Below are 25,479 nucleotides of genomic sequence, written 5' to 3'. Positions count from 1 at the left end.
CGCCGCCGCCATCGCGATAGGCGGCTGGCTGACGGCTTGACCCTTATCCGGCCCGTCGTCTGCGTATCGCCACAGATACGCTTTTACATGGATGGATTTCCCACAGTCTTGGCCCTCTTAACCGTTCTCGGGCTTACCACCTGCGCCGGTTTACGCAGCTTGGTGTTTTTCAACCGCCGGGTTCTTGACGTAGAGTCCGTCCGGCAGAATCGCGAATACGACCGGTTCATCTCGAACTGTGGTGTGCACGCCAACCTCCCGCACTTCGTATTCAACGCCGCCGTCATCTGCCTGTATGGCATCGCGCTCTCCAACGCGCTGGGCGGCGTGCAAATGCTCGCCATTTTTCTGGGGTCCGCGCTGGGCAGTTCAGTGCTGGCCTATTGGGTCAATCGCGGACGCCGCCACGAAATTCTGGGTGCATCCGGCGCCGCTTGTGGTTTGGTGTGCGCCTACACGTTGGCGGCACCGGGAGCCGTCCTCCCGCTGTTGCCCGCGGTCGTGCCCGGCTGGATTTACGCCCTGCTCTTTCTCGCGGGTTCTTACTTCGCGCATAACCGCAAAAAGGAAACCATCACCTACAGCGCCCACCTGGGAGGCGCCATCGGGGGAGTTTTGATCGCGATGCTCTACGCGCCGGAACTCATCTCGAAGTCTCCCAACGTGAACTGGCTTCCGCTGTTTCTCCTGCTCTCGCTGCGGGTTTATTTTGCAATCTGGCCCCCGGAAGGCCTTGCGAATCGGAAGCCCGAAACCGGCGCCAGTGCCCTGCCGGACCTTTATTTCAGGGCCTATCGGAGCGAGATTTCCGAATACAGCTCCGATCTTCGCTATCAGCAATACGACGAATCCGCCGGCAAGGCGCGTGAGCGTCAGCGTATGGACACGCTGCTCGACAAAATCAGCCGACACGGGCCGGACAGCCTTAAGCCTTGGGAACGACGCGAACTGGAAAGGCTTTCCCTGCGTTTGCGCCGCCCGACGGACACAACGACCTAGGCCCTCGCAAAACGGGGTCTCGGAAAAATCAAGACGTTGAGCCTGCACCCCGCTTCCGAGTCGCCGGCCTTTCGGAAAATCATGCGCTCGGCTTGGTGTGAATGAGGCCCCACCCATGGCCGTCGGGATCTACAAAGCTGTGCATATACATAAACCCAAAGTCTTCCGGCTTGTCGTGGGTGGTGCCGCCGGCGGCGAGGGCTTTCGCGACGAGATCGTCCACCTCCTGACGGCTTTCACACGTAAGGCAGAACAGGGCCTCAACCGCCTGCGACGTATCGCAGATGGCCTTGGGGGTAAATTGGCGGAACTTGTCATGAGTCAGCAGCATGACCGAGATCGCCTCGCTGATGACGACACAGGCAGCCGTATCATCGGTGAACTGCGGATTGAGTGAGAACCCGAGTGCCGTAAAGAAGGTCCGCGATCTGGATAGATCGGCGACCGGGACATTGAGGAATATCTGTTTGTTCATGTGGGAGGATTTCCAACCACTTCCTCAACGAATGAACGGGAGGATTTCGGACAGGGCGGTAACGCCGTCCGCGAGCGCCGCCTCCAGCAAAGCTGCCGTGAACTCCTCTGTGCTCTGCTAAACCGCGTATTATTCCGTATGCGGATCCATGAGGTTCGTCGGCTTGCGTCCCTGCTGGGCCGTGAACTGTTCAGGGTGGATGCCGCCTTCATAGGTGGGTGAATAAAGGATATGGTCAGCAGCGAGAGTCAGCTTGAAACGCAGTTTGGTTTTCTGCGGACCGGAATAGCGCGGAGCAGTGAATTCCCAATAGTGCTTAGGCTGGAGATAAACGTTGTGGTAACTGTTGCCGCACCAACTGCTCGGCAGGTATTCGATTTCCTTCCACGTGCCGTCGGTATCTTGGGCTTCCTGCACCAGACTGATCCGGCTGTCGGAGGCGGGAAAGATCGCGGTTTTTTTACCGCCATTTATGAGCCGGACATTCAGCCCCGTGTATTTTTCCGCGAAGACGACGTTCGGCGTATCAGCGATTTCCAAATAGAGATCGGGTGAACGGATGGCGAATTTCAGGGGCTTGGGCAGATTGTCGGAACCACCGTAGCCACCGAGAGCGTTGGGATCGTCCTTGGCGTTCCCTGCGCGGCAATAGCCTACCAGCATAAAGGTGAATTCAGCGGGTTGGGCAGCGTGAAGAAGAGAAGCGCCGCTAAGAATAACAGTAAGAATCCAGTGAGGCAGTTTCATGGGGTAATGAGATGAAGATGTGGGCAGTTTTGGCCTGCGGGTAACAGTAGCAAGTCGCGGCCCGACCCCTTGTGCTTGATTGGCCCATAGTGCCACTTCCAGTGAAAATGCCGTGAACTCCTGCGCTAATTGCTGAAGCGCGTCAGCTGAAGACTAAATATAACACTACTCGGCCCGACCCCCGCATCTTGGTGGATGGGAGAATCATCTTGATTAATCCGATATTTCTGTAATTACAGAAATATTATGAAACTTACACCCGTTATGGAAAAATTCATTCTTCACTGGGGTGAAATGGGTTCGCGTTGGGGAATCAACCGCTCGGTGGCTCAGGTCCATGCGTTGCTTATGTTGTGCCCAAAGCCGATTGCCGCAGATGAGATTGGTGAAACGCTCAGTGTCGCCCGTTCCAACGTCAGCACCAGCATCAAGGAATTGCAGGGTTGGGGCTTGATTCGTGTGGTCCATATTTTCGGTGATCGCCGTGAGCATTTTGAAACCATGAAGGATGTCTGGGAGATGTTCATCGTTGTCATGAAGGAGCGGAAAAAACGTGAATTTGATCCCACGCTGGCCACGTTACGTGACTGCAAACAGGCGGCTGTGGGCGCCAAGGAAGATTCGGATCACACGCGCGCGCGACTGAAAGAACTGATCGAATTCATGGAGCTGACCTCCAGCTGGGCGGACAAGGCGCAATCCATGAGTCCTGCGTCAGCTAAAAAATTATTCAAATTGGGTGATAAGGTTTTCCGCTTGGTTGGCTGATCAAAGGCCCGCTTTGGAGCGGCAAATCTCGACATCCATGACAGCAATACAGCCAGTGAATACGAATACCGACCACGGCTTCGCTTTTTGGTCGGTCGCAACGATCTTGTTCACGGCTGTTCTGCTGACTTTGGCCGTGCGCATTCCGATCCCGTGGTTGTGCATGTGGGTGGTGGCCGGCGGGGAGTTTTTCGCGCTGAAGCTGGTGACAACGATAGGGCTTTGTCGTTCGGCTCCCGCGTGGAGACTGGTGGCCTACCTGACGTTATGGCCCGGCATGAATGCGCGGGGATTTCTCTTCCATGAGTCTGCCGCCGTGCGTCGACCGACGTTGACGGAACTGGTTTTTGCGCTGGTCAAAATGGCGCTCGGTTTGGCCGCAATTTTCTGGGCGGTCATTTATTTGAAAACGGCACCGAGGTTATTGACCGGCTGGGTGGGAATGGTGGGGATTATTTTCACGCTGCATTTTGGTGCTTTGCATCTCGTTTCCTGGCTGTGGCGCAGAAACGGTTTCGATGCCCCGCCGATTATGAAGGTGCCTGTGTTGGCGGTTTCGCTGGCCGATTTCTGGGGCGTTCGTTGGAACGTTGCGTTCGCTGACAGTGCGCGGCGGTTCGTGTTGTTACCGCTCGCGCGGAAGTGGGGAACGCAGACTGCGGGTGCGTTCGTTTTTTTACTTTCAGGCTTGGTGCATGAAACGGTGATTTCGTTTCCTGCGCGAGGAGGTTGGGGCGGCCCTACGCTTTATTTTGTTATTCAGGGCGTGGGCGCCTGGTTGGAGAAAACTTCGTTCGCGCGGATGTTACACCTGCGTAAAGGCATCGGCGGAAGAATCTTCACGATCGTCGTTGTGGTGATTCCGTTGCCTCTGCTTTTTCACCCGATTTTTGTCCGCGAGGTCATTCTTCCTCTGATTAAATTTTTGAACACCCATTTTCTATGATGACGGAATTATTGATCCGGTGTGGTGCGTTAACCCATCTTGGCCTGGCTGCGGCCGGCCTGTTAATGCCGCGGGTCACCGGACTTTGGGCAGAGGCGAGGACGTTTACTCCTTTTGCGCGCGGGTTGTTTAGAACCTATTACATGTTCATCGGGTTCTGTCTGGTGTCGTTTGGAATCGGCACTTGGTTCTTGGCCGAGCATCTCGCGGACGGGTCTGTTTTGGCCCGAGCGGTCTGCGCATTTCTCGCTGGATTCTGGATCTTGCGCGTTGTCGCCGCAGTGTGGTTGATCGACGTGAGCCCCTTCCTCACTAACGTGTGGTATCGTATCGGATACCATACCCTCAACGTGGTGTTTAGTGGCCTTCCCCTTATCTACTTTTGGGTGGCGTTTAAGAAATAGTTTGGGTTCAGAAAATGGGATCGGGCCGAAACATGTTAACATTTGGCCGACTCAGTTCTTTGCGCGCATGGCTGCCCACGCGACGAGTTGGGTCTAGGGTGCGTTGACCTAGGCGAATCCGGAGATAATCCGAGAGCATGTTGTCGCGTCCATGCCCCGCTGTTCTGATTGTGTTTCAATCATCGGGGAAGATTGGGGCGTGGGGATTGATGGCCGCTGCAGTGCTCGCGCTGACGGGATGCGCGGTCTTTCTGCGCAACACGCCGGTGCCGATTCCTACTCAGGCGACTCAGTTTTCACCGTCGGGGCGTTCCTCTACGTTGGTGGTGTTTCTGCCGGGGCGCGGAGGGTCGATGGATGATTTTAACCGCCATGGTTTTATTGCTGCGTTGCGCGAGGCGGGCATCGCGGCCGACACGCTCACGGTGGATGCCCATCTCGGCTATTATTATAACCGGACCGTGATCGACCGGCTGCGCGCCGATGTGTGGGAGCCGGCGCGGGCACGGGGTTACCGGCGGATCGTGGTGGTGGGCGTCTCGCTCGGCGGTCTCGGTGCGTTGCTGAACGAACGCGATGCGGCGGGCTACGTGGATGCGATCGTGTTGCTCGCGCCCTATCTGGGCGACAAGGCGGCGTTGTTCGAGCAGATCAAAGCCGCGGGAGGTCCGGTGGCGTGGGCTGCCGGGCGGGCGTCGAAGGCAAAGGGCGTGGAGGAGGAGATCTGGACGTTTCTCGGCAACCGGTCGGCCGCGTTGCCGCCGACCTGGTTGCTCTATGGGCGCGAAGATTCACTGGCTCCCGGCCACCGGATGCTCGCGACGCTTTTGCCGCCGGGCCGCGTGACGGCCGTGGAGGGCAACCATGATTGGAAGACGTGGCTCTCGCTCTGGCGCAGGGTTTGCGTGGAGTCCGATCTGTTTGCCGCGGAGCGAGCCGGTCGGGCAACGGAGACGGGCGGCGGAAATTGATTGGACGAGGTGGTTCGCTGATATTCACGGGGCGGGGCGATTTGCGGCTCGGTTGTTTGAGTTCTGGGGGACTCCTCGTTAAGTGACGGCTCGACCGTTCTTCCATGACTTCACTTTCCTCTGGTTCCGCTCCGTCGTCCGATGCGCTTTCGCCGCGCACGCTTTGGCTCATGGCGATCGCGTGCGGCGCGTGCGTGGCCAATTTTTGCTACAACCAGCCGTTGCTCGGGGCGTTCGCGGTTTATTTCAACGCCACGGCTGCGCAAGTCGGCTGGGTCGCGATGGCTTCGCAGATCGGCTACGGTCTCGGCCTGCTCTTTTTTCTGCCGCTGGGTGACATCGTCGAGCGCCGCAAACTCATCCTTACGCTCATCTACCTGTGCGCGGTGACTCTGGTGGGCACTGCATTTGCGCCCAGCCTGTCTCTGCTGATCGTGGGCAACTTCCTCATCGGCATGACGTGCATGGGCGCGCAGATCCTCATCCCCATCGCCGTGGAAATGTCGCCGGCCAATGAGCAGGGCCGCACCGTGGGCGTGATGATGACCGGCTTGCTCGGCGGCATCCTGCTCGCGCGCACGCTCGCAGGTTTTGTCGGCGATCACTTTGGGTGGCGCGCGATGTTCGGCCTCGCCGCCGTCATGATGGTGGTGCTCGCGTCGCTCCTGCGCACACGTCTGCCGCATCGTCCGCCCACGGTCACGATGCGTTACCGCGATCTGATGGTTTCGTTGTGGCAGGTCTTGAAATCGCAACCGCGCCTGTGGCGTCCGTCGATCATCGGCGCGTTGTCGTTCGGCAGCTTCACGGCGTTTTGGACGAGCCTCTCGTTCCTCATGGCGGAGCACTTTCACCGCGGTTCCACTGAGACGGGATTATTCGGCGTCGTCGGTTTGGTGGGCGCACTGGCCGCTCCGTATTCGGGCAAGCTGGCCGACAAAAAGGGCGCGGCCTTCACCGTGACGCTCGCGCTCACCGTCATCCTCGCGGCGTTTGGCGTGATGTGGCTGTGGCTGACGATTCCCGGGCTCATCCTCGGCGTGTTGTTGATGGATGTGGGCGTGCAAACCGTGCAGGTGGCCGAGCAGGGCAAGGTGCTTTCGCTGATGCCCGAGGCGCGCAGCCGCATCAACACGCTCTACATGGTGAGCCGTTTCGTGGGTGGAGCGTTGGGCTCGCTGGTCGGTGCGCTGGCTTGGTCGCACAGCGGCTGGCCGGGTGTGTGCGTTGCCGCGCTCGGCATGAACGCGCTGGCGTTGGTGATCCACTTCGTCGCCAAACGCCGCGAGATTTCCGGCTTCGTGGCCGCGGGGCAGGGCGTGTAACGACGGGGTGCGACGCGTTGCTTTCATTCCAAGGCAGGGTGTTCCGTAAGATCCTTCACGAATCGGGCGCGCCTCGCGGTCGGAGGTGATTGCTGTCGCTCTTGGCGTGGGTCGCCGATAGGTTGGCGACGCCCCGCAGGATTATTCCATCCGGCGGCGCACACATTTATGGCTCGAATTCACAACCGTCGCACCGTCTCCACCGTCAACCGCGCTTACAGTCGTGACCCGCTCGAGCGCATCGAGTCGATCGCCGGTGTGAACTCCGATCTCACGCGCTGGTCGTTTTCGCAGTCGGCCGCCATCGAGCGTATCGAGGCCGGCACGGATGCCTTCACCATTAAAAGTGGCGGCGAAATCATCAAAGTCGTGGTGCACGTGCAGGGCGGCGAAAAGTATCTCCAGAGCGAACGCGAAAAAACCCACCCCGATGATCTGATCCACCTCACCGTGGCGCAGATCGCGAGCGACGAGCAGGCAGTGGCCGCCGTCTCGCAAACCGGCCGCCGCACCCGGCGGTGAGTGTTCGTCGCAGGGCGGTCTGGCCTCAGAACCGCCGATTACTTCCGGCGCAGTTGCAGGACGAGGGTGCGCGAGGCGCCGGTGTCGTCGATGCCGGTCAACGAGGCCAAGGCGAGTGTGTCGCCGGTGAAAGCGGGAGTTTTTACACGCTCGTAGGCGGTGAGCGTCGTGAGTGGCAGTAGCGCATGACTTGATGCGGCTGAGGCTCCTGCCTGCCAGGCATAGGGGAGTTCGAGTTTGCCTTGCGCGGTGGTTCTGACGGCGGCGGATGCTCCTTCGGGCTTAAGCATGAAGCGGATGGTCTTACGACCTTCGGGCAAAGTCCAAGGTCCCGCGACTGCGATCACGTTTTCACCAGCGGCATCGGACAAAACAACGGAGTAAGTTGCTTGGCTGGAGGCGGCCATTTGGAGCTTCCAGTTCTGTTTCCACGCACCGGTGTCTTCGTAATAGAGGAGGGATTCCACGGCGCGCGCTGCGGCGACTTCTTCCTTAGGCTTAGGAACGCCAAAGACGAGGGTGTAAGCGCCGTTGTTTCCCGCGAGATAGAGCGGCATGCGCGAGGTGGTCTTCGAAGCGCCGTCTGTGTGCGTGTGAGAGAACTCCAAGACTTTTACCGGTGTTACCGGGTAACTGAAGATCGTGGCGAAGCGGGTGAGTTCACCCTCGTTCAGATCGCGCACCACGTGCGTGGGCGGGGCGTCGGCGGGGGAGGGTTTTTGCGGGCTGTCGCGAAAGATCCACGTGTCGCCGGTGTGTGCGAGCAGATCGGGATGAACCAGCGGACGGAAGTGAGTGGCGTAGAGACCGTCGCCGATTGCGGCGGTAAAGGCTTCGACAAACGCGGTGAGCGGTTGCCCGGCTTGGGCGGTCAAGGCGGGGCCGGAGGGTGTTGCTGCGGAGGCGGACGGAGCAGGGCCGGATATGGTGAGGGACATCAGTGCGAAGAAGGAAAGTAACTGACCCGGATGTATGTGCGGTCGTTGCATGCCGGCCGGTGATGGCGTGCGGGCGTGTGGGTGTCGAGGCGAGAGGGTGCAAACAGAGCTTGAACACGCTGTGCACCAAGCCGCCGTCCACGCGGATGTCGGCGGCGGGAAGTCGTCGCGCTGCATGCAGCCCGCCGGGATTCAGGCTGCGGGGAATCCAACTCGTGATTAACGGGTGGTGGTAAGGGCTGAGTAGTTGGCTTCGCGCCGCCGTCTGAGGGCAGGCGAATAAATTGACAATAATGCCGGAGCGCATGATCGCTCTGGACCGTCTTTTTTCGCCCCGTCAGGTTCATTTTCCCCTCTCATGAACGCTCCTCAGTCTTCCGCGGTTGGTAGTTCCAACGCCAGTTCGACCATCGTGATTCTCGCCGCCACGCGCACGCCGTTGGGCGCGTTCCAAGGCTCCCTCGCATCCGCGCCCGCGTGGAAACTCGGTGCGACCGCCATTCGTGGCGCGGTTGCCCAGGCCGGCATCGCGTCGGCGGATGTCTCAGACGTGCTGATGGGCAACGTGCTCCAAGCCGGCCAGGGTCAGGCGCCCGCCCGCCAGGCCGCGCTCGCCGCCGGCCTTCCGCCTTCCGCCCGCGCCGTCACCATCAGCAAAGTCTGCGGCTCCGGCTTGCAGGCGGTGATGCAGGCCGCGCACGCGCTCGCGGCGGGCGACGCCACGCTGGTCGTTGCCGGCGGCATGGAGAACATGAGCGCCGCGCCTTACCTGATGCCGAAAGCCCGCGAGGGTTACCGCCTTGGCAACCAGCAGGTGATCGATTCGCTGGTCCACGACGGACTCTGGGATCCGTATAACAACCTCCACATGGGCAACTGCGCCGAGCAGTGCGCGAAGCGTTACAGCTTCACGCGCGAGCAGCAGGACGCCTACGCCATCGCGACCTTTCAGCGCGCCAATACTGCGCAGAAGAGCGGCGCGTTTGCCGCCGAGATCACGCCGGTCGAGCTGACCGACGCGCGTGGCAACGTCACCCGCGTCGAGCACGACGAGGGTCCGGCCAAGGTGAACTACGACAAGCTCCCCACGTTGCGCCCCGCCTTCGACAAGGCCGGCACGATCACCGCCGCCAATGCTTCCACGCTCAACGACGGCGCCGCCGCCCTCGTCCTCACCACGGCCGCCACCGCCGGCGAACGCGGCCTGAAGCCCGTCGCGCGCATCGTTTCCTTCGGCAGCCACGCGCACGAGCCGCTCTGGTTCACGACCGCGCCCGTGCAAGCCGCGCAGACCGCGTTGCAACGCGCTGGCTGGTCCGCCGCCGACGTCGATCTCTGGGAGGTCAACGAGGCCTTTGCGGTCGTGCCGATGGCCTTCGCGCAGGAAATCGGCGTGCCGCCCGAAAAACTCAACGTCAACGGCGGCGCCATCGCGCTCGGTCATCCGATCGGTGCGAGCGGCGCCCGCATCATCGTTACGCTACTCGCCGCGCTCCGCGCCCGCGGACTCAAACGCGGCGTTGCAGCCATCTGCATCGGCGGAGGCGAAGGCCTCGCGATCTGTGTCGAACTTCTCTGAGCCGTCCGCCAACCCGTCCCCGCCAGCCCTCAACTTTTCCCGCCGTGAACAAAGTCTACCCCAACGCCACCGCTGCACTCGCCGGCCTTCTTGCTGACGACCAGACCATCGCCGCCGGTGGTTTCGGTCTCTGCGGCATTCCTGAAAACCTCATCGCCGCCCTCCGCGACAGCGGAGTCAAAGGCCTGACCATCGTCGGTAACAACGCCGGCGTGGACGACTTCGGCATGGGTATTCTTCTCAAGACCCGCCAGGTCCGCCGCGTCTTCGCTTCCTACGTGGGCGAGAACAAAGAATTCGAGCGCCAGGTGCTCGCGGGCGAACTCGATCTCCAGCTCGTCCCGCAAGGCACGCTCGCCGAACGCCTGCGCGCGGGCGGCGCCGGTATCCCCGGTTTCTATACAAAGACCGCGGTCGGCACCCAGCTCGCCGCCGGCAAGGAAACCAAGTCCTTCGACGGACAGGACTACGTGCTCGAGCCCGCCATCCGCTCCGATGTCTCGCTGGTCAAAGCCTGGAAGGGCGACCGCGCCGGCAACCTCGTTTACCGGAAGACCGCGCGCAACTTCAACCCGATGATCGCCACCTGCGGACGCGTCACGGTCGCCGAGGTCGAGGAGCTGGTCGAGGTCGGCGAACTGGATCCCGATCACATCCACACGCCCGGCATTTTTGTCGACCGCATCATCCAAGGCATCCACTACGAAAAGCGCATCGAGATGCGCACCGTGCAGGGAGCCGCCGCCAGCAAGAAGGAGACGCCCGTCCGCGAATGGATGGCCCGCCGCGCCGCGCAGGAATTGCGCGACGGCTACTACGTCAACCTCGGCATCGGCATTCCCACGCTCGTCGCCAACTTCATTCCCGCGGGCATGAACGTCACGCTGCAGTCCGAGAACGGCCTGCTCGGCATCGGACCGTTTCCCGCCGAGGCCGCGGTTGATCCTGATCTCATTAACGCGGGCAAACAAACCGTCACCGCGCTGTCCGGCTCGTCGTTTTTCTCCAGCGCCGATTCCTTCGGAATGATCCGCGGCGGACACATCGATCTCTCTGTCCTCGGCGCGCTCGAGGTGGCCGAGAACGGCGACATTGCCAACTGGATGGTCCCCGGAAAAATGGTCAAAGGCCCCGGCGGCGCGATGGATCTCGTGGCCGGCGTGAAGCGCGTCGTCGCCGTGATGGAGCACTGCGCCAAGGACGGCAGCCCCAAGCTCCTCAAGAGTTGTTCGCTGCCGATCACCGGTCGCGCGGTGGTCAATCTGATCATCACCGACCTCGGCGTTTTCGACGTGAAGCCTAGCGGCGGACTCGTCCTGCGAGAGCTCAACACCGGCATCACCGTCGATGAAATCCGCGCCAAGACCGGCTGCGGCTTCGAGATCGATCTTTCACCCCGCGTATCCGTCTGACCATGACAACGCTCTCCGCCAGCCTGCCTTTGAAAAACAAATCCGCGGTCGTCACCGGCTCCACCAGCGGCATCGGCCTGGCGATCGCCCGCGCCTTCGCGCAGGCCGGCGCAAACGTCATGCTGAACGGCTTCGGCGACGCTGCGGCGATCAAGCAGATTTGCGACGACCTCGCCGCCGAGACTGGAGTGCAGGTGCGTCACCACGGCGCCGACATGAGCAAGGGCGACGAGGTCAAGGCCTTGATCGTCGACGCCGAGCAGGCGTTCGGCGCAGTCGATATTTTGGTGAACAACGCCGGCATCCAATTCGTCTCGCCGGTCGATGAGTTTCCGGAGGAAAAGTGGACCGCGATTCAGAACATCGTGCTCAACTCCAGCTTTCACGCGATCAAGGCCGTGTTGCCCGGAATGAAGCAGCGCAATTGGGGCCGCATCATCAACCTCGCGTCCGCGCATGGCTTGGTGGCGTCTCCGTTTAAGAGCGCCTACATCGCGGCCAAGCACGGACAGGTTGGCCTGACGAAGACGGTGGCACTTGAAGTCGCCGAGACCGGCATCACCTGCAACGCGATCTGCCCCGGCTACGTGCGGACTCCGCTGGTCGAGGCGCAGGTGGAGAACCAGGCGCTGGTGCACAACCTTCCGCGCGAGCGGGTGATTCGCGAAGTGATCCTCGCGACGCAGCCGAGCAAACGGTTCATCGAGGTCGAAGAAATCTCCGCGCTCGCGCTGTTCCTGTGCGGAGACCTCGCGCGCTCGATCACCGGCACCGCCATCGCGATCGATGGCGGCTGGACGGCGCGGTGAGCGGTCAAACGATGCCCGTCGCGTAATACACTGCGATGACCACGCCGACGGCGGACGTCTTGATGCAGGTGATCGCGAAGATGTCCTTGTAAGCCTGGCGATGCGTCAGGCCGGTCACGGCGAGCAAGGTGATGACCGCGCCGTTGTGCGGGAGTGTATCCATGCCGCCGCTGGCCATGGAGGCCACGCGATGCAGGACTTCGGGCGGAATCCCCGCGGCGTTGGCGGCGGCCAGGAATTGGTCGGCCATGCCGGCGAGCGCGATGCTGAGTCCGCCGGAGGCCGAGCCCGTCACGCCGGCGAGCGTCGTCACGGTGGCGGCTTCGTTGATCAACGGATTCGGGATCGCCTTGAGTGCGTCACGAATCAGCAGGAAGCCGGGCAGTGTCGCGATGACCGCGCCAAAACCGTATTCTGCCGCGGTGTTCAACGAGGCGAGCAACGCGCCACCCACGGCAGCCTTGGAACCCTCGGCAAATTTTTTGGCGACGGTGGAAAAGCTGAATGCGAGCACCGTGAGGATGCCGAGCAAGAGCGCGCCTTCCACCGCCCAGATCGCGGTAATCGCGGGGACCTGTGTGACCAGCGGCGCCTTCATTCCGGCCAGCATCGTTTCGTGAGTGGCGCCGTAGAATTTAGGAATGAGGTGGGTGAGCACGGTGTTGCCCACGCCAACCACGAGCAGTGGCAGCATCGCAATCCACGGGGAAACGGTGGAGCCAACCGACGCGGCCGCCTCGGGCTCGTTGCTGTGTCCGCTGCCGTAGCCTTCGCCCGCCGCGGCGGCTTTACGGCGGCGCCATTCGAGGTAGGTGAGGCCGACGATCAGGATAAACACGCCGCCGATCACGCCGAGCCAGGGGGCGGCCCAGGTGTTGGTGTTGAAGAACGAAGTCGGGATGATGTTCTGGATCTGAGGCGTGCCCGGCAGCGCATCCATCGTGAAGCTGAAGGCGCCCAGTGCGATCGTGCCCGGGATGAGTCGCTTGGGGATGTTGCCCTGGCGAAACATTTCCGCAGCGAACGGATAAACTGCGAACACCACGACGAAGAGCGAGACGCCGCCGTAGGTGAGCACCGCACACACGCAGACGATCGACATGATCGCGCGTTGCGGGCCGACCACCCGAATCACCGAGGCGACGATCGCTCGCGAAAAGCCGGAGATTTCGATGACTTTGCCGAAGACCGCGCCGAGCAAAAACACGGGCAGGTAGAGTTTCACGAAGCCCACCATTTTTTCCATGAACAGCCCGGTGAAGACCGGCGGCACCGCGGATGGATCGGTCAGGAAGACCGCGCCGAGCGCGGCGACGGGCGCGAAAAGGATCACGCTGTAACCGCGATAAGCGACCAGCATGAGGAACAGCAAAGCGCCGACAGTGATAAGCAAACTCATGGTGCAGGGGTGATGCTCCAAGGACGGACCGCAAGGGTGGGCGGACCGGGTTGGGCGGGGGGAGTCCCGATTAAAAAAGCAAACCGTAGCGAAAATCGATGATATTGATCAAGGTGTTCGCGGCCCAACCTAACGCTTGGGGGTTTTTAAAACACACTGCGCACCAGGCCTCCGTCCACGCGGAGGGCAGCACCGTTGATGGCCGAAGCGCGGGCACTGCTCACGTAAGTGACAAGGTCGGCGATTTCCTCGGGGTTGATCAGGCGCTCGATGAGTGAGGTCGGGCGGTTTTGCTGCATAAACTTCCGCTGCGCATCGGCGGGGGCGAGGTCGGGGAAAATATCCTGCACGAATTTCTCAACGCCTTCGGTGAGTGTGGAGCCGGGGAGCACGGCGTTGACGGTGACGGCGGTTCCCTTGGTGAGTTCGGCGAGACTGCGCGCGATGGAGAGCTGCATGGTTTTCGTCGCGGCGTAGTGCGCCATCTCGGGCGACGGGCTGATCGCGGATTCGCTGGAGATAAAAATCACGCGACCGGTTTTCTTCGCGAGCATGCCCTTCAAATAATGCCGCGCGAGACGCACGCCGCTCATGATGTTGACCTCGAAGAGGCGTTGCCAGGCTTCGTCGGTCTCGTCGAAGAAACCGACGGCTTCGTAGATGCCGAGGTTGTTCACGAGGATGTCCACCTCGGGGAATTGGTTGAGCGTATGCTCCACGCCTTGCAGGTCGCCGTTGTCCGCGGCCAAGGCTTCGAGTTTTGCGTCGGGAACACTGGCGAGGATGTCACCCAAGGCGGCGTTCACGGAGGCGGCGGAGCGGCCGTTGACGATGACCGTGGCGCCTTCGCGGGCGAGGGTGCGGGCGATTTCGCGGCCGATGCCTCCGGTGGAGGCGGTGACGAGGGCGAGTTTACCGGTGAGTTGGAGATCCATGGCGAGAGCCTAGGCGACGTTGGTAAAAGGTAAACCGGCGGAACGCTTATTGCCGGAAATTTAACCTGACGGTTTCCGCGCGGGGTGCGTTCGTGTGCTCACGGTGCAGGATGATGCGTTGACAGGTCAGGCGCGAAAGCTGGAGTGGGGGCTGCCGGTCCGCTGCCGAATTCCGCCCTTGGCACGTGACCGCTGGTGCTTCGGCGCCTAAGTGCCGACGATCGAGCCCCGCCCGGCTCTCGTCGGCACTGCTTTTTTAAACGCTCAAGCGCCGGTGCATCCCCCGCTCATGGTGCTCCAGCGTTTTTGCAGCTCCTCGGGAGAAACCTTTTCGATCTCGTGCTGCAGCATCCATTGATGGCCGAAGGGATCGGCGATGCTGGCGCTGCGGAAGCCGTAGAATTGGTCGGACGCGGGCATGAGCACGGTGGCACCGACGGAGACGGCGCGTTCGAGCGCGGCATCGGCGTTGTCCACCATCAGACAAAACGTGATGGGCGAACCGCTCAACGTGAGTGGGGACTTGTTGCCCCACTGGGGGTTCTCGTCGTTGAGCATGACGAGATTGCCCCCGATGAGGATTTCGGCGTGACCGATCTTGCCGCTGGCTTTGTCCGTCAGGCGTAAACGCTCGGTGGCCCCGAAGGCGGCTTTGTAAAACTCAATGGCCTGCGCCGCGTTATTGACACTGAGGTAAGGGCTGAAGGCCGGATAATTGGTGGGAGTGCTCATGGGATGGGTGATGAGGGTGGCTACATAGAGTCAACGAACCAGACGGGCTGGTTCGGACAAAATATGTTTTTCGCACCGCAATCCGACCGCGGGGGGCTAGCCGTTACAGGAAAGCCGGCTGCGGCTCGCGGCCTTCGTCGATGTCGTGCATGTCCACGTAGGTCTGCACATCGGCGCGGTCGGGGATGCCGGCGGCGGCTTTTTCGGCGGTGACTCCGGGCGTGCCGCTGTCGCGCCAGCCGCGTTTGAGCAGAAAGAGATTCCAGACAAAGACGTGTTCGGCGTTGAGCGGCTGGCGTCCGGCGAAGAGGTCGTCGAAAATTTCCTCGGCGGTGCCGCCCTTGAGCGTGCGGGTTTTGACGAGGTCGTAAGTCACATCCCAAAAGCGGCAGAAGCGGGAGTCGAAGCTGGTGACATCGGCGAAGCCCAGGTGGCCGGCATAATCGGCGGGGAGCTGGCCGGCGGCGTGGAGGCGGATTTTGTCCACCATGCGGGCGAAGTAAACGACGCCGCGGGTTTTGACGTGATCACTGACGGGGAATTGAGTGCTCATGGTATTAACGGAATAAGCGGACCAGGCTTTTAACGCAAAGATCCAAAGAGTATTCACGGTGGGCGCCTGCACTTGCCCGCGGTGGCGAGATGGTGCTGAGTCGGCGCACCTTGTCGCTTCACCTTCCTCCTCCCGTCGTCCTCCGGTTCAGCCTTGCGCTGGGATTGCTCGCCACGGCGGGCGGTCTGCGGGCCAAAGACGTGTATGGAAACAACACGGCGTGGACCACCTCCGACAGCACCATTCGCGACATCCAAATACAGCGGAATCGCGCGGAACGGCCCGGCCAGTGGTGGGACGGTTTTGCCGCCGGCCCTTCGCCCGCTTCATATAAGGAACAGCAGGCATTGCGCCGCCGCCAGGAGGCCGACGAACAGCGCCGGCAGGACGAGCAGGCCGCTTGGGACCGCTACGAGCGTATCCGCGAAAGCACTCCACCCAAGCCGGTCAGCTACCGTGAATATTTGGAATCGCGGGTGAACCGGAACAGCGACCGTGCCGCGCAGGAAGAACTCGCGTTTTATCTATCGTCAATCGGCGAAGGCGCCGCAGCCGTCCCGCATCTGGAGATAGTGGTGTTTCTCAAGCGCAGCGAGCGCGCCGGCGAGGCCGCCTGGCAACTTTTCCGCATCGCCGCACCCAACGGAGCCCAACCCGATGCCAAGCGCGCCGCCAAATACCTGAAAGAAGCGATTTCGCTGGGGAATCCGGACGCGATGTTCACGCAGGCCCGCGGATGGATTGCCGGTGACAAGAAACTGGGCATCGAGCCGGACCTGCCTCGCGGATTGGCGCTGATGGAGAAGGTCCTGCACTCGGATGACCCGTGGCATAACACCAAGGCCAGTCAGATCCTCTTCAAAGAATACGCCCTCGGCCTGCACGGTCCGGTGGAGCCGGCGAAGGCGATCGCCGTGGCGCGCCACCTGCGAACGCTTACGAGCAACGGCGCGTTGGAAAACTGGCAGGAGGACGCGATGGTCGAATTCCTCATCGCCAGCCCCGGCGGTTGGGCGGAACACCACAAAGAAATCATTGCCGCGATCAGCGGTAATTTCAGCACGATCTTTAATCCCGACAAAGCCGAGCGGCTCGTGCGCATTCACCTCGGGCTCGATCCCGAGACGCGCCCCTATGCGCCCATCGATCCCAAGAAAGGCGCCGAAGCGCTCTGGGGATTGGCGCGCCAGGATCCGGCCCGCGCGAAAAATTACCTGCCGGCGATCCTCCTGCCCGGCCCGGCGCACAATGCCGCAGGCGCGTTTACCGTGCTCGAAGTCCTGCGTGAGAAGCAGCCGCGCGAAGTTCTCTGGATTCGCACCTCGGCCGAGCTGCTGGCGAATGCCTATGGCGATTCGTTCAAACCTGAAGACCTCGCGCTCTATCTCGACGGGCTGGAGAAAAAAGCCGAGACGCCCGCGCAACTCCTCGCCATCAGCCAGTTTTTCGCGACCGGTGGCAAAGACGTCCCCGCGCAACCCGAGCGCGCGGACCGTATTCTAAAACGCGCCGTGGACGGACTGCGCGCCCAGCTCGAAAGGAGCCGCGCAGAAAGCTCGGCCAGTTATGAGCTCGCGCGGTTGCACGTCCTCGGGCTGGGCGTGCCGCGCGATATTCCCACCGCGATCGCGCTGTTGAAAAGCCACGGTTCGTCGAATGAGCCACCCGCGATTTTGTATCCACACCGCGTGCTGTTGGCGTCTATTTATCTGTCGGGTTACGGCGTGGGCCGGCAGCCGCGCGAGGCGCGCTCGCTCCTCAGTTATCCGGCGCGCCACGGTTACGTGCCGGCGCAGGCGGCCTATGCCGAGATGGCGCTCAATTGGCCTGCCGATGACCCGTGGGACGACGGCGACCGCGAAGAGGCGTTTCGTTACGCCAAGGCGGCCGCGGAGAGCGGCGACACGCGCGCCCGCCTCACGCTGGCACGTTGTTACCAAGACGGTTTCGGCACGGCGGCGGATCTCCAGCAAGCGCTGGCGATCTACGCCGACGGAGCGAACGCCGGTGTGTCGGGCGCGCTCGCGGGCCTGGCGGTGCTTCGGTTCGATGAATCGGGTCCGTGGCACGACGCTGCCGCCGGCTTCGCTGCCGCGCAGCGTGCCGCCGATCTCGGCGACGCGGAGGGCACCTTCGTGCTCGGACAATGTTGGGAAGACGGCCACGGCACGAAGCCGGATTCCGCGCGAGCGCTCGCGGTTTACGAGCAGGCTGCGCGCGCCGGACATTGGGGATCCGCCGTGGCGGCGGCCAAGCTACTCACCGTGAGCGCCCCGCCCGTCGTGCCTGACGCTGCACGTGCGATCGCGGTGCTCGAACAAGCCGCGGCCAACGCGACCAATGACCAGCAGTTCAACTTGGTGCAGCTTCTCCTCGGCGAAGCCTTCCTGCCGGAGGACAAACCTCGCGCGCGTCGCTGGGCGCGCATCGCCGCCACCAACGGCTCCGAGGAAGCCGAGTGGCTCTTCCGTCCCGGCCAGACCTTCGGCGATGAGCCCGGAATTTCGAAGGCCAATTAAGCTGCCTGGGTTTTGATGATGACCTTAGCGGGCACTGGGCGGGTGCTCGCGCACCGGTTTGTGTGCGCGGAATAAATCGAGGTGGGCCTGGTAAATTGGAGATTTTTCACCGGGCGTTTCCATCGCTTTGATCATCTGTTTTTCGGCTTCGATGAAATCGCCCGTTTCCGCGTAGGCCGCGGCGAGCGTATCGATAATCGCGGCGGTTTTCCATCCATCGAGGTCACAGGCGCGGCGGGCGAGCTTGATCGCCCGAGCCCCGTCCCGCACCTCGGGCTCGGGGCAAGTCGCGAGGATCCAGGCCAGATGATTGAGGTTTGACGGATTTTCCTGCGCCGAGATCAACTGGTTAAGAAGGTCGCGAGTCAGCGCATATTCCCCTCGCGCTAAGCGGAGAGGGATTTCCAGAGACAGCGCCCACACGTTCGCAGGGTCTTTGGCGCGGATCTTTTCAAGTGCGAGGAGTGCCGTTGCCTCGTCCTTGTCAATGAGTGCGCGGTAAGCATGTGCAGCCTGCCATGCCGGTTGCCACGGAGCCCAAAACAGAACCGCAAGGGCGGCGACTCCGAGCACGAGACACGCGGCGCGAGCTTGTTTTTGAAAACGATGCGGATACCAGGCGGCACCGACCAACAAGCCTGACACGAGGCCACCCAGGTGGGCGAAATTGGCGATGTTGAGAACCTTTGTATAGGTGAGTGCAAAACACGCGACGAGCCACCCGATCATGAGCAGCCGGGTGTTGCCGGATAACACGCGACGGAAGTCCGGGTGTCGGGATTGGTTCACGAGCAAGAAACCAAAGAAGGCGTAAGCAACACCGGACATACCCACGCCGGGCTGGCCGGCGATCGCGAGTTCCGCGATGCTGCTGAATGCGGCGGTCCCGAGGAAGAGGAGCAGGAAACGAAACGAGCCGAGTTCGCGCTCCAGCAAGCGGCCGAGCAGCCAGATCCAGTAGCAGTTAAATACGAGATGCATCACTCCGCTGTGGATAAAAGCGCTACCCAGAAGGCCCCACCATTTCCGGGCGATCCAGATCTCGCCGCCATTGGTGTAAAGCCAGGTGTAAGTCGGGTCGGGCAGGAGATGCGCCGAGATCGTGACAGCTACGCTGGCGATCACGAGTAGCAGGCACACGAGGGGAAACCGTCCCTCGAGCAGGCTCCAGACATGAAGCACCTTTTTGGTGGCCTGATGTTCTTCGAGATCAGGATTGGCCGAGGATAATTGATCGCGAGCGGGATCTGGAAGCTGCGAGTCTTCAGGCGTTGGCATGGACGGAGACTCGGACATCAGCCAATCCCATGCGCAAGCACCTAGCTGTTGGCGCTTATTTGTGTTCCGGGGGCAGTGCGAAGGAAAGGCCGCGGCCCAGGCAGGCGAGGGAGACCGAGAAGTGGCTCTCTTTGGGGAAAAGGGTGTAGTCCACGGTGACATGTTCAGGATCGAGAACCTTTAGGCGGTCGGCCAGCTCGGAGGCGTTGTCGATCATTCGGCTGCTACTCGCCCACTCCAACTGCTTGGGATCGGTGCCGCGGTATTGTTCACCTTCGGCCGTGGTGAGGAGGAGTTTCAGCTTCAACGTCCCGGTCTTCGCCTTCTGTGTGAACGTGGCTTCGTCGGCAAGGACGGCGCGGTTGTTCCAGAAGATGGCGGGGCTGGCGGACACGTAGGTTTGGTAAGCATCCGGATTCCGGAAGAGTTGGCGGAGCACGGTGATGCCGCCGAAGGATTTTCCGTAGAGCGTCTGTTTCGACTTATCCACCGGGAGTTTCTTTTCCACGAACGGTTTGATCTCGTCCTGGATCATTTGGAGAAAGGCGTCGCAGTCACCCGGTTCGCTTTTGCCCGGGGTGTTGGCGGGATCGGCGGGCACGGACAGGTCGAGGCTGCGCAGGTCGCAGTGGCTCTTGTAGTCCTCGGTCGGATACCCGATGCCCACGATGATGGCGGATTGGAGACGGTCACCGGCCTCGGTGGTGAAATCCACGGCGGGGCGGAAATACCAATAGCCATCGAGGATATAGACGACCGGATATGATTTGGCCGGGTCGAGGTTGTAGGGAGCGGCGATCATCAACCGGTAGGTGCGCCCGGTGATTTTGGAGGTGAAGTCATAGCGCGTTTCGCGCGACGAAGTAAGCGGGGAGGCCTCTTGGATTTCGTCCAAGGCCGGGAACGGTGTCTGGGCCGAGGCTCCGGTGGAGAGAAAACCTAAAACCCACACGGCCGCGAACACGGGGCGTAAGAGGGACGACATGGAGGCAGGAAAAAGGGAAAGAGGGGGAAGAGGAAGCACTGAAGGAACCGGGGGGGGCGGATTGCCAAAATCAACAATCAGCGGCCTGACCTCGTTGGCTCGATACACAGCTTCGGCCTGTTGAAGAAAAAGAAAGTAGCAAGTCGCGGCCCCAACCCGTCGTCACGCTGAGAATATCGGCGGCGTCACCGTTGGGGAGCTTTTGGCATTCCTGCAAAAGCTTGAGGGCGCTCTGACAGGTCGTGGGCGGGGGGCGCACGTGACGGGGATCCGTTATTGGCCAGTGCGTAGGCGAGGTTGGCCAATGAGCGCTTCAGTGACCGGGTTTAGCGGTAAAACCGGCGTGGTTCTTCAGGGTTAACGATGAAGGATACGGTTTTTCCTGCGGGCTGAGGCAGGCCGATCGGAGTCCAGTGTTCAAGATCCAAGGAGGTCTGGACTTGAGAGAATGAGCCATCGACCGGTTGGATAAGCAGGTCGATCACGTTTCGTTGCAGGGATATCGGTCCCCATTGGCCGCTCACCGGATCCCGACCTTGAAAGCCGGTAAAAAACGAAGCTGTTCTCGAAGATGCCGTTAAGGGCGGGCGTAGTCCTGTGATGATTCTGGTGGCTGGCAGCACCACCCGATGAAGGACTGTTCCTGAGCCCGTGCGGCGTAAAAAATAAAAAGAGGTAGGGGTGTTAGCACTGCTAATGTATCCATCATCTGAATATGAATAAAAACTGAAGGTTTGCAGATAATCGTCCGAGCATACGATGAAATGCCGGGTTGCGCCGCCCTCCGTGGATGTTTGTTGGAAGAAGCCGACACTGGATTCGCCGTCCCAGGTAAAAACCATTCGATCGAGGCGGGGCGTATTGTAGCGCGAGCCAGTCGGGGTGGTCGCATCGGCCATGCCGTAGCCGTTTGCCGAAAAAGGGATGTCGTATCTTACGCGTTCGCCTTCTTCGTGCATGAAAGAAATGGAGGAGGTGAGGAGATCCCAGAAAAACAGACGGTTATCAGATGTCTGTTGAGGAAAGGTCGCCCCCAGGCCGACTAAAAGATCCAGATTATTCATGGGCTGGGCGGGCACGACGAACTCGGTCCAACTTATCCCGTCTTCCGATCGTAGGAGTGTATCGGTTGAAAAAACGGAGGTCCTGGTTTTCAGGCCATAGAGCGGGCCGCTTCCAACGAGCGACTTGAACTCGGTGGGGCCGAGCGAAAAACTTCGGGCATCGCGATCAAATCGGATCAGCGCCGGATCGGACGGTTGTCCCATAATAATCGCCGTGCCGCCGCCAAACAAAGACCACTGGACGCCGAGATTAACGAGCACCGAGCGATTGACGAAAACGATTTCTGTCGAGCTGACCTTGGACGAAGAGTCGATCGTCCGGATTTGTCCGATGTTGGTCCAACTTCCCGAGAGAGTCTTTTCCCAGAGATAAATGCTGGGGTTGGTGTCTGACTCCGTGCCGGTGGCCACTGCGTAAAAAACGCCGTCTGATGAGACGGCGAGCCGGAGGGTGCGTGCGGGCAACGCGAACTCGGTGTTGGTGACCGGGGCGTCCCCATTTACGACCCGACGCGCAAAGGCCAAATCTCCATAACGGCAGGCCCAGATCTGGCCTCCGTTTGAAAGCAGCTCCGTGTAGTTTTCTGTGTAAGATGCGACCTGAGTGGGTGTGGATGCCGTGGAGTTGAGAGCACCAAAAAGGACGAACAGGCAGACTGTGAAAAAGCGGGAAAGGTGAGTGTTCATGGGATGCTTGTCCCTGAATGCCAAGGGATGCATGACACTCAATCGAACGGGTGAGCCTGAGGGCGATTCTTTTGCGATATACCGGCTGGGATTCCCGATAAATGAAAAGTTGCCGCAGGGATTTTGAGTTTCTGGCAAGGCCTTTGCCCACTCTAATCCAGTTTCCAGCAACCCGGATTCGGCTCACCCGGACCTGCTTTTTAAAGGCCAAGTTTTTATTCGATGGTGAGGGTGAGGCGCGCGAAAAGCTGCGGACGATCGATTGGAGTAAAACCCCGCTTGGGCCCGTGGAGCTCTGGCCTCAGAGCCTGCGTTTCACCGTGGGTATTTACCTTAACAACCGTTTCTCCACGTCGGTCTGGTGGGGGCGTGGTGCTGCGCGAAATCCGCGCCGATGGAACTAGCAACGCCATCTCTGTGGGGTTTCTTATTTCCTCTAGTCAAGCGGTGCGCGTTCGCCCCTGTTGCCTAGCCCAGCCTTTTGATTTCGGGGGATACGGCGTAATCAGGGATTTAATCCCTTTGGTTCGACGCCAGAGATTTCCAGCACGAATCCGGTGAAGCCGTAGCGACGGAGCAGTTGTGCCTTGGTCAGCTTTTCCGGACCGATCATGGGATCGCCCACGTCAAAAACGTCACCTTGGCGTTTGATTACGGCGATGAAATGTCCGCGACCGCCTACGGTTACGCCTACTATGGCCGGTAGATTCATAGTTTCGGGGAAACTGCTCGCATTGAATGCAAACCGAGCCTGCAAACCGCGTGACCGGATGTAGCGAGCGAGATACCAAGCCTCGGTCCCGCCTACATAGGTGTGCGCGGCGCGCGCGATTTCGTGTTCTTGCGCCGAAACATCCAATGCCTTCAGCACGGTAGCGGTGCTCGCCGGCCCGCAGCTCGAAAGCGTGCTTTGGATGCACACGTCGTGGGTCCAGGTTTGATGAAGCGACTCCGTGTTCAACGGCCCGAAGACCGGTTTCAGAAAAGGTCCCCACGACACCCCGACGGTGGCTAAGAGTGGCAGCACCAGCATACGTCGATGTAGAAGAGTTGCCCAGAATCCGCCAGCCGCGCCCATCGGGATCACCCAGCCTTCAATGCCCGGCCACGAACGGATTTCGTAGAACCAAGCTGCCTCCGGCACCCAATGGAGGTAATATAGGGCGTTGTAGCCCGCAGGTAATGCCAGGACCGCCGTCAGAATAAACCATCGCCAACGTTTACGAATGGGTAGGGTCGATGCTGATCGATATGTGACCGCAAATACTGCGAGGCCCAGTGCCGCGCAGATAAGTCCAAAGTAGTTGGGATACATTGAGGTTGGCGGGAATGTGGGGCGGATAACAAGGAAGGGGGATTTTCAACGACCAGTTAAGGGGAGCGATACCAGCTCATGGATATAGATGTATATGCGTAATTCGTGAGACTCTGGGGAGTTCTTCACCGGCTTCGACCCTGCCATCTCTGCGGATGCAGACGCAAGTGACGGACCGTCGAGATTTCAGGTGATGCTACCGCTTGGGCTCCCCGCCCACGTCAGTGCGTAGTCGGCGACTTCTTCCCAGCCTTTTTCGGCGATGAGGTAGTGGCTGCGGGAGGGGAATTCTTTGTAGGCGGTGATCGACGGCGAGGCGCGGTGCTCCGCGTAGATTTTGCGGCTGAGGGCGGCGGGCATGATGACGTCTTTTTCTCCGCCGATGACCAAGAGCGGGGCGCGGGTGGGGTTCTTGAAGTTGACCGTGGCGAGTGACGCGGGCGTGACGTTGGACAGCGCGGCTTGGAAGATCGCTTTGCCGGGCGCGGCGATGGCTTGCTCCGCGTAGGCGGCGCGGGCCTCGGCTTCCGGTAGTGTGTTGGCGAATACGCGGTGCCAGCGGGCGAAGGGGAAGAGGTAGGTGCTTTTCGCGTTGAAGGGGTTGATCAGCGCGGGGGTGAGGGCTTCGTAGGTCGAGAACGGGAGAACGTAGATTCCTTTGGGCGGGACGGAGTCGATGGCGACGGCGGCGGAGGCGAGTCCGCGGTCGGCGAGGAGTTGGGTGATGAGTCCGCCGAAGGAGTGGCCGATGATGATGGGCGGGGCGGGGAGGGCGCGGATGATTTTTTCGTAGTGGGCGACGACTTCGGCGATGCCGGTCGCGGCGAAGGCGGAGGGGTCGCGTTGCATGTCTTCGACTTCTCCGGTGATGCCGGGCCAGGCGGGGGCGAGGACGTTGTAGCCGCGGGCTTCGTAGCGGGTCTTGAACTTTTCCCACGAGCGCGGGGTGACCCAGAGGCCGTGGATGAGGAGGATGGTTTTCATGGGTGGAGCGAGAGGTCGGAGTTTTAGGAGGGTGTCGCGCGAAGTCGGGCAAAGGGCGCGAAGGATGGAGGGTGGAGGAGCCTTCGCGTCCTTGGTTTGTCCTCCGCGCGACACCTTTCGGGGATGGTTACGCTTGGGCGAAGGCGAGGACGTCGGCGTTGAAGCGATCCTTGTGGGTGTCGGCCAGGCTGTGGTCGCCGCCTTCGTAGATCGTGAGCGTGCCGTTCGGCAGCAGCTTGATCGACTCGTGGGCGGAGGCACCGATGGGCACGATCTGGTCGTCGTCGCCGTGGATGACGAGCGTGGGCACGGTCATGTTTTTCAGGTCTTCGGTGAAGTCGGTTTCGGAGAAGGCTTTGATGGAATCGTAGGCGTTCTTGAAGCCGGACTGCATGCCTTGGGCATACCAGGATTGGATGAGGCCTTGCGAAACCTGGGCGCCGGGTCGGTTGAAGCCGAAGAAGGGGCCGCTGGCGACGTTGAGGAAGAACTGGGCGCGGTCGGCGAGGTAGGCGGCGCGGAAGCCGTCGAAGACTTCGAGCGGGAGACCGCCGGGATTTTTGTCGGTCTTCACCATGATGGGCGGGACGGCTCCCATGAGGACGGCTTTCTTCACGCGGGCGGTGCCGTGGCGGCCGATGTAGCGGGCGACTTCGCCGCCACCGGTGGAGTGGCCGACCATGACGGCGTCTTTCACGTCGAGCTTTTGGAGGAGCTCGGCGAGGTCGTCGGCGTATTGGTCCATGTGGTTGTTGTTCCAGGGCTGGGAGGAGCGGCCGTGGCCGCGGCGGTCGTGGGCGATGACGCGGTAGCCGCGGGAGGCGAAGAAGAAGATCTGCGGATCCCAGGCGTCGGAGCTGAGGGGCCAGCCGTGGCTGAAGGTGATGACGGGGCCGTCCTTGGGGCCGAGGTCTTTGTAGTAGATAACGGTGCCGTCGGTGGTGGTGAGGGTGTTGTGGCTCATGGTGGTGTCTTTCGTTTTTTGGATTTGGTTTTTCTGAGGAAGGATTGGTTGGGCCGGCGAACCGGGTGGCTCGCTTGGCATGACAACACTCTAGCGCAGATCGTGCAGGGCGTGAACGCCAAGGAGCCGACGATTTGTGCCAAAACGCGGAAAGGGCCGTTTCGGTTGA

24 protein-coding genes are annotated in these 25,479 nt (G+C 61.1%); 11 read left to right on the top strand and 13 right to left on the bottom strand.

Translation table 11 applies throughout. The features are described from left to right. Positions 1–108 precede the first annotated feature (108 nt). Positions 109–999: a rhomboid family intramembrane serine protease gene (locus FPL22_RS16405; RefSeq protein WP_162525350.1), complete on the top strand. Its 891-nt coding sequence runs from the start codon at positions 109–111 to the stop codon at positions 997–999. 79 nt (positions 1,000–1,078) lie between these two features. Here FPL22_RS16405 and FPL22_RS16400 read toward each other — a convergent pair whose 3' ends face one another. Both FPL22_RS16400 and FPL22_RS16395 read right to left on the bottom strand, forming a co-directional pair. Beyond that, entirely contained in the window at positions 1,079–1,474 is a 396-nt protein-coding gene (locus FPL22_RS16400) for a VOC family protein (RefSeq protein WP_144354111.1), read from the bottom strand. 129 nt (positions 1,475–1,603) lie between these two features. Continuing rightward, positions 1,604–2,221, bottom strand: coding sequence for a hypothetical protein (locus tag FPL22_RS16395; RefSeq protein WP_144354110.1), 618 nt, complete (start codon positions 2,219–2,221; stop codon positions 1,604–1,606). A 246-nt stretch (positions 2,222–2,467) separates the two neighbouring features. Here FPL22_RS16395 and FPL22_RS16390 point away from each other — a divergent pair, with 246 nt between their 5' ends. The 6 genes from FPL22_RS16390 to FPL22_RS16365 all read left to right on the top strand — a co-directional run bounded on the left by FPL22_RS16390 (position 2,468) and on the right by FPL22_RS16365 (position 7,157). Next, entirely contained in the window at positions 2,468–2,989 is a 522-nt protein-coding gene (locus FPL22_RS16390; protein ID WP_144354109.1) for a GbsR/MarR family transcriptional regulator, read from the top strand. A gap of 55 nt (positions 2,990–3,044) precedes the next feature. Beyond that, on the top strand, positions 3,045–3,935 hold the full coding sequence (locus tag FPL22_RS16385; protein ID WP_162525349.1) for an MBOAT family protein: 891 nt from the start codon (positions 3,045–3,047) through the stop codon (positions 3,933–3,935). Continuing rightward, complete coding sequence (locus FPL22_RS16380) at positions 3,932–4,339, top strand: hypothetical protein (RefSeq protein ID WP_144354107.1); 408 nt, start codon at positions 3,932–3,934, stop codon at positions 4,337–4,339. The genes FPL22_RS16385 and FPL22_RS16380 overlap by 4 nt, the downstream gene beginning before the upstream one ends. Before the next feature lie 137 nt (positions 4,340–4,476). Further along, complete coding sequence (locus FPL22_RS16375) at positions 4,477–5,310, top strand: alpha/beta hydrolase (RefSeq protein WP_144354106.1); 834 nt, start codon at positions 4,477–4,479, stop codon at positions 5,308–5,310. A gap of 104 nt (positions 5,311–5,414) precedes the next feature. Continuing rightward, entirely contained in the window at positions 5,415–6,635 is a 1,221-nt protein-coding gene (locus FPL22_RS16370; RefSeq protein WP_144354105.1) for an MFS transporter, read from the top strand. Positions 6,636–6,803: 168 nt separating this feature from the next. Next, complete coding sequence (locus tag FPL22_RS16365; protein ID WP_144354104.1) at positions 6,804–7,157, top strand: DUF3892 domain-containing protein; 354 nt, start codon at positions 6,804–6,806, stop codon at positions 7,155–7,157. Positions 7,158–7,195: 38 nt separating this feature from the next. On the opposite strand, the gene FPL22_RS16360 is transcribed toward FPL22_RS16365, so the two are convergent. Beyond that, positions 7,196–8,095 (bottom strand): hypothetical protein, encoded by a 900-nt coding sequence (locus tag FPL22_RS16360; protein WP_144354103.1) that lies wholly within the window; start codon positions 8,093–8,095, stop codon positions 7,196–7,198. 358 nt (positions 8,096–8,453) lie between these two features. Here FPL22_RS16360 and FPL22_RS16355 point away from each other — a divergent pair, with 358 nt between their 5' ends. The 3 genes from FPL22_RS16355 to FPL22_RS16345 are packed head-to-tail and all read left to right on the top strand — an operon-like array spanning position 8,454 to position 11,895. Further along, entirely contained in the window at positions 8,454–9,674 is a 1,221-nt protein-coding gene (locus tag FPL22_RS16355) for a thiolase family protein (RefSeq protein ID WP_144354102.1), read from the top strand. A 44-nt stretch (positions 9,675–9,718) separates the two neighbouring features. Beyond that, positions 9,719–11,086, top strand: coding sequence for a 3-oxoacid CoA-transferase (locus FPL22_RS16350; RefSeq protein ID WP_144354101.1), 1,368 nt, complete (start codon positions 9,719–9,721; stop codon positions 11,084–11,086). Between the two features lie 2 nt (positions 11,087–11,088). Then, positions 11,089–11,895 (top strand): 3-hydroxybutyrate dehydrogenase, encoded by an 807-nt coding sequence (locus tag FPL22_RS16345; RefSeq protein WP_144354100.1) that lies wholly within the window; start codon positions 11,089–11,091, stop codon positions 11,893–11,895. A 4-nt stretch (positions 11,896–11,899) separates the two neighbouring features. Here FPL22_RS16345 and FPL22_RS16340 read toward each other — a convergent pair whose 3' ends face one another. The 4 genes from FPL22_RS16340 to FPL22_RS16325 all read right to left on the bottom strand — a co-directional run bounded on the left by FPL22_RS16340 (position 11,900) and on the right by FPL22_RS16325 (position 15,514). Next, positions 11,900–13,294 (bottom strand): GntP family permease, encoded by a 1,395-nt coding sequence (locus tag FPL22_RS16340; protein ID WP_144354099.1) that lies wholly within the window; start codon positions 13,292–13,294, stop codon positions 11,900–11,902. 146 nt (positions 13,295–13,440) lie between these two features. Next, positions 13,441–14,229, bottom strand: a complete 789-nt coding sequence (locus tag FPL22_RS16335) for an SDR family NAD(P)-dependent oxidoreductase (protein ID WP_144354098.1) — start codon at positions 14,227–14,229, stop codon at positions 13,441–13,443. 264 nt (positions 14,230–14,493) lie between these two features. Then, positions 14,494–14,961 (bottom strand): VOC family protein, encoded by a 468-nt coding sequence (locus FPL22_RS16330; protein WP_144354097.1) that lies wholly within the window; start codon positions 14,959–14,961, stop codon positions 14,494–14,496. A gap of 103 nt (positions 14,962–15,064) precedes the next feature. Further along, a complete protein-coding gene (locus FPL22_RS16325; RefSeq protein ID WP_144354096.1) occupies positions 15,065–15,514 on the bottom strand; it encodes a DUF5069 domain-containing protein in 450 nt (149 codons plus the stop codon). Positions 15,515–15,624: 110 nt separating this feature from the next. On the opposite strand from FPL22_RS16325, the gene FPL22_RS16320 reads away from it, so the two are divergent. Next, entirely contained in the window at positions 15,625–18,033 is a 2,409-nt protein-coding gene (locus FPL22_RS16320; RefSeq protein WP_162525348.1) for a tetratricopeptide repeat protein, read from the top strand. 24 nt (positions 18,034–18,057) lie between these two features. Here the strand turns inward: FPL22_RS16320 and FPL22_RS16315 are convergent, their stop codons facing one another. The 6 genes from FPL22_RS16315 to FPL22_RS16290 form a co-directional block, all read right to left on the bottom strand. Further along, positions 18,058–19,311 carry a rhomboid family intramembrane serine protease gene (locus tag FPL22_RS16315; protein WP_162525347.1) on the bottom strand — a complete coding sequence of 418 codons (1,254 nt, stop codon included), beginning with the start codon at positions 19,309–19,311 and terminating at the stop codon, positions 18,058–18,060. 55 nt (positions 19,312–19,366) lie between these two features. Next, positions 19,367–20,296: an alpha/beta hydrolase gene (locus tag FPL22_RS16310; RefSeq protein ID WP_144354093.1), complete on the bottom strand. Its 930-nt coding sequence runs from the start codon at positions 20,294–20,296 to the stop codon at positions 19,367–19,369. A 326-nt stretch (positions 20,297–20,622) separates the two neighbouring features. Then, positions 20,623–22,047 carry a hypothetical protein gene (locus FPL22_RS16305; RefSeq protein ID WP_144354092.1) on the bottom strand — a complete coding sequence of 475 codons (1,425 nt, stop codon included), beginning with the start codon at positions 22,045–22,047 and terminating at the stop codon, positions 20,623–20,625. 505 nt (positions 22,048–22,552) lie between these two features. Beyond that, positions 22,553–23,362: a cysteine peptidase family C39 domain-containing protein gene (locus tag FPL22_RS16300; protein WP_144354091.1), complete on the bottom strand. Its 810-nt coding sequence runs from the start codon at positions 23,360–23,362 to the stop codon at positions 22,553–22,555. A gap of 186 nt (positions 23,363–23,548) precedes the next feature. Then, positions 23,549–24,346, bottom strand: a complete 798-nt coding sequence (locus FPL22_RS16295) for an alpha/beta hydrolase (protein WP_144354090.1) — start codon at positions 24,344–24,346, stop codon at positions 23,549–23,551. A gap of 127 nt (positions 24,347–24,473) precedes the next feature. Further along, on the bottom strand, positions 24,474–25,310 hold the full coding sequence (locus tag FPL22_RS16290) for an alpha/beta fold hydrolase (protein ID WP_144354089.1): 837 nt from the start codon (positions 25,308–25,310) through the stop codon (positions 24,474–24,476). Positions 25,311–25,479: the final 169 nt, after the last annotated feature.

It is taken from the genome of Rariglobus hedericola (genome assembly GCF_007559335.1).
GTDB lineage: Bacteria > Verrucomicrobiota > Verrucomicrobiia > Opitutales > Opitutaceae > Rariglobus > Rariglobus hedericola.
This window is presented reverse-complemented; position numbering and strand designations above follow the sequence as displayed.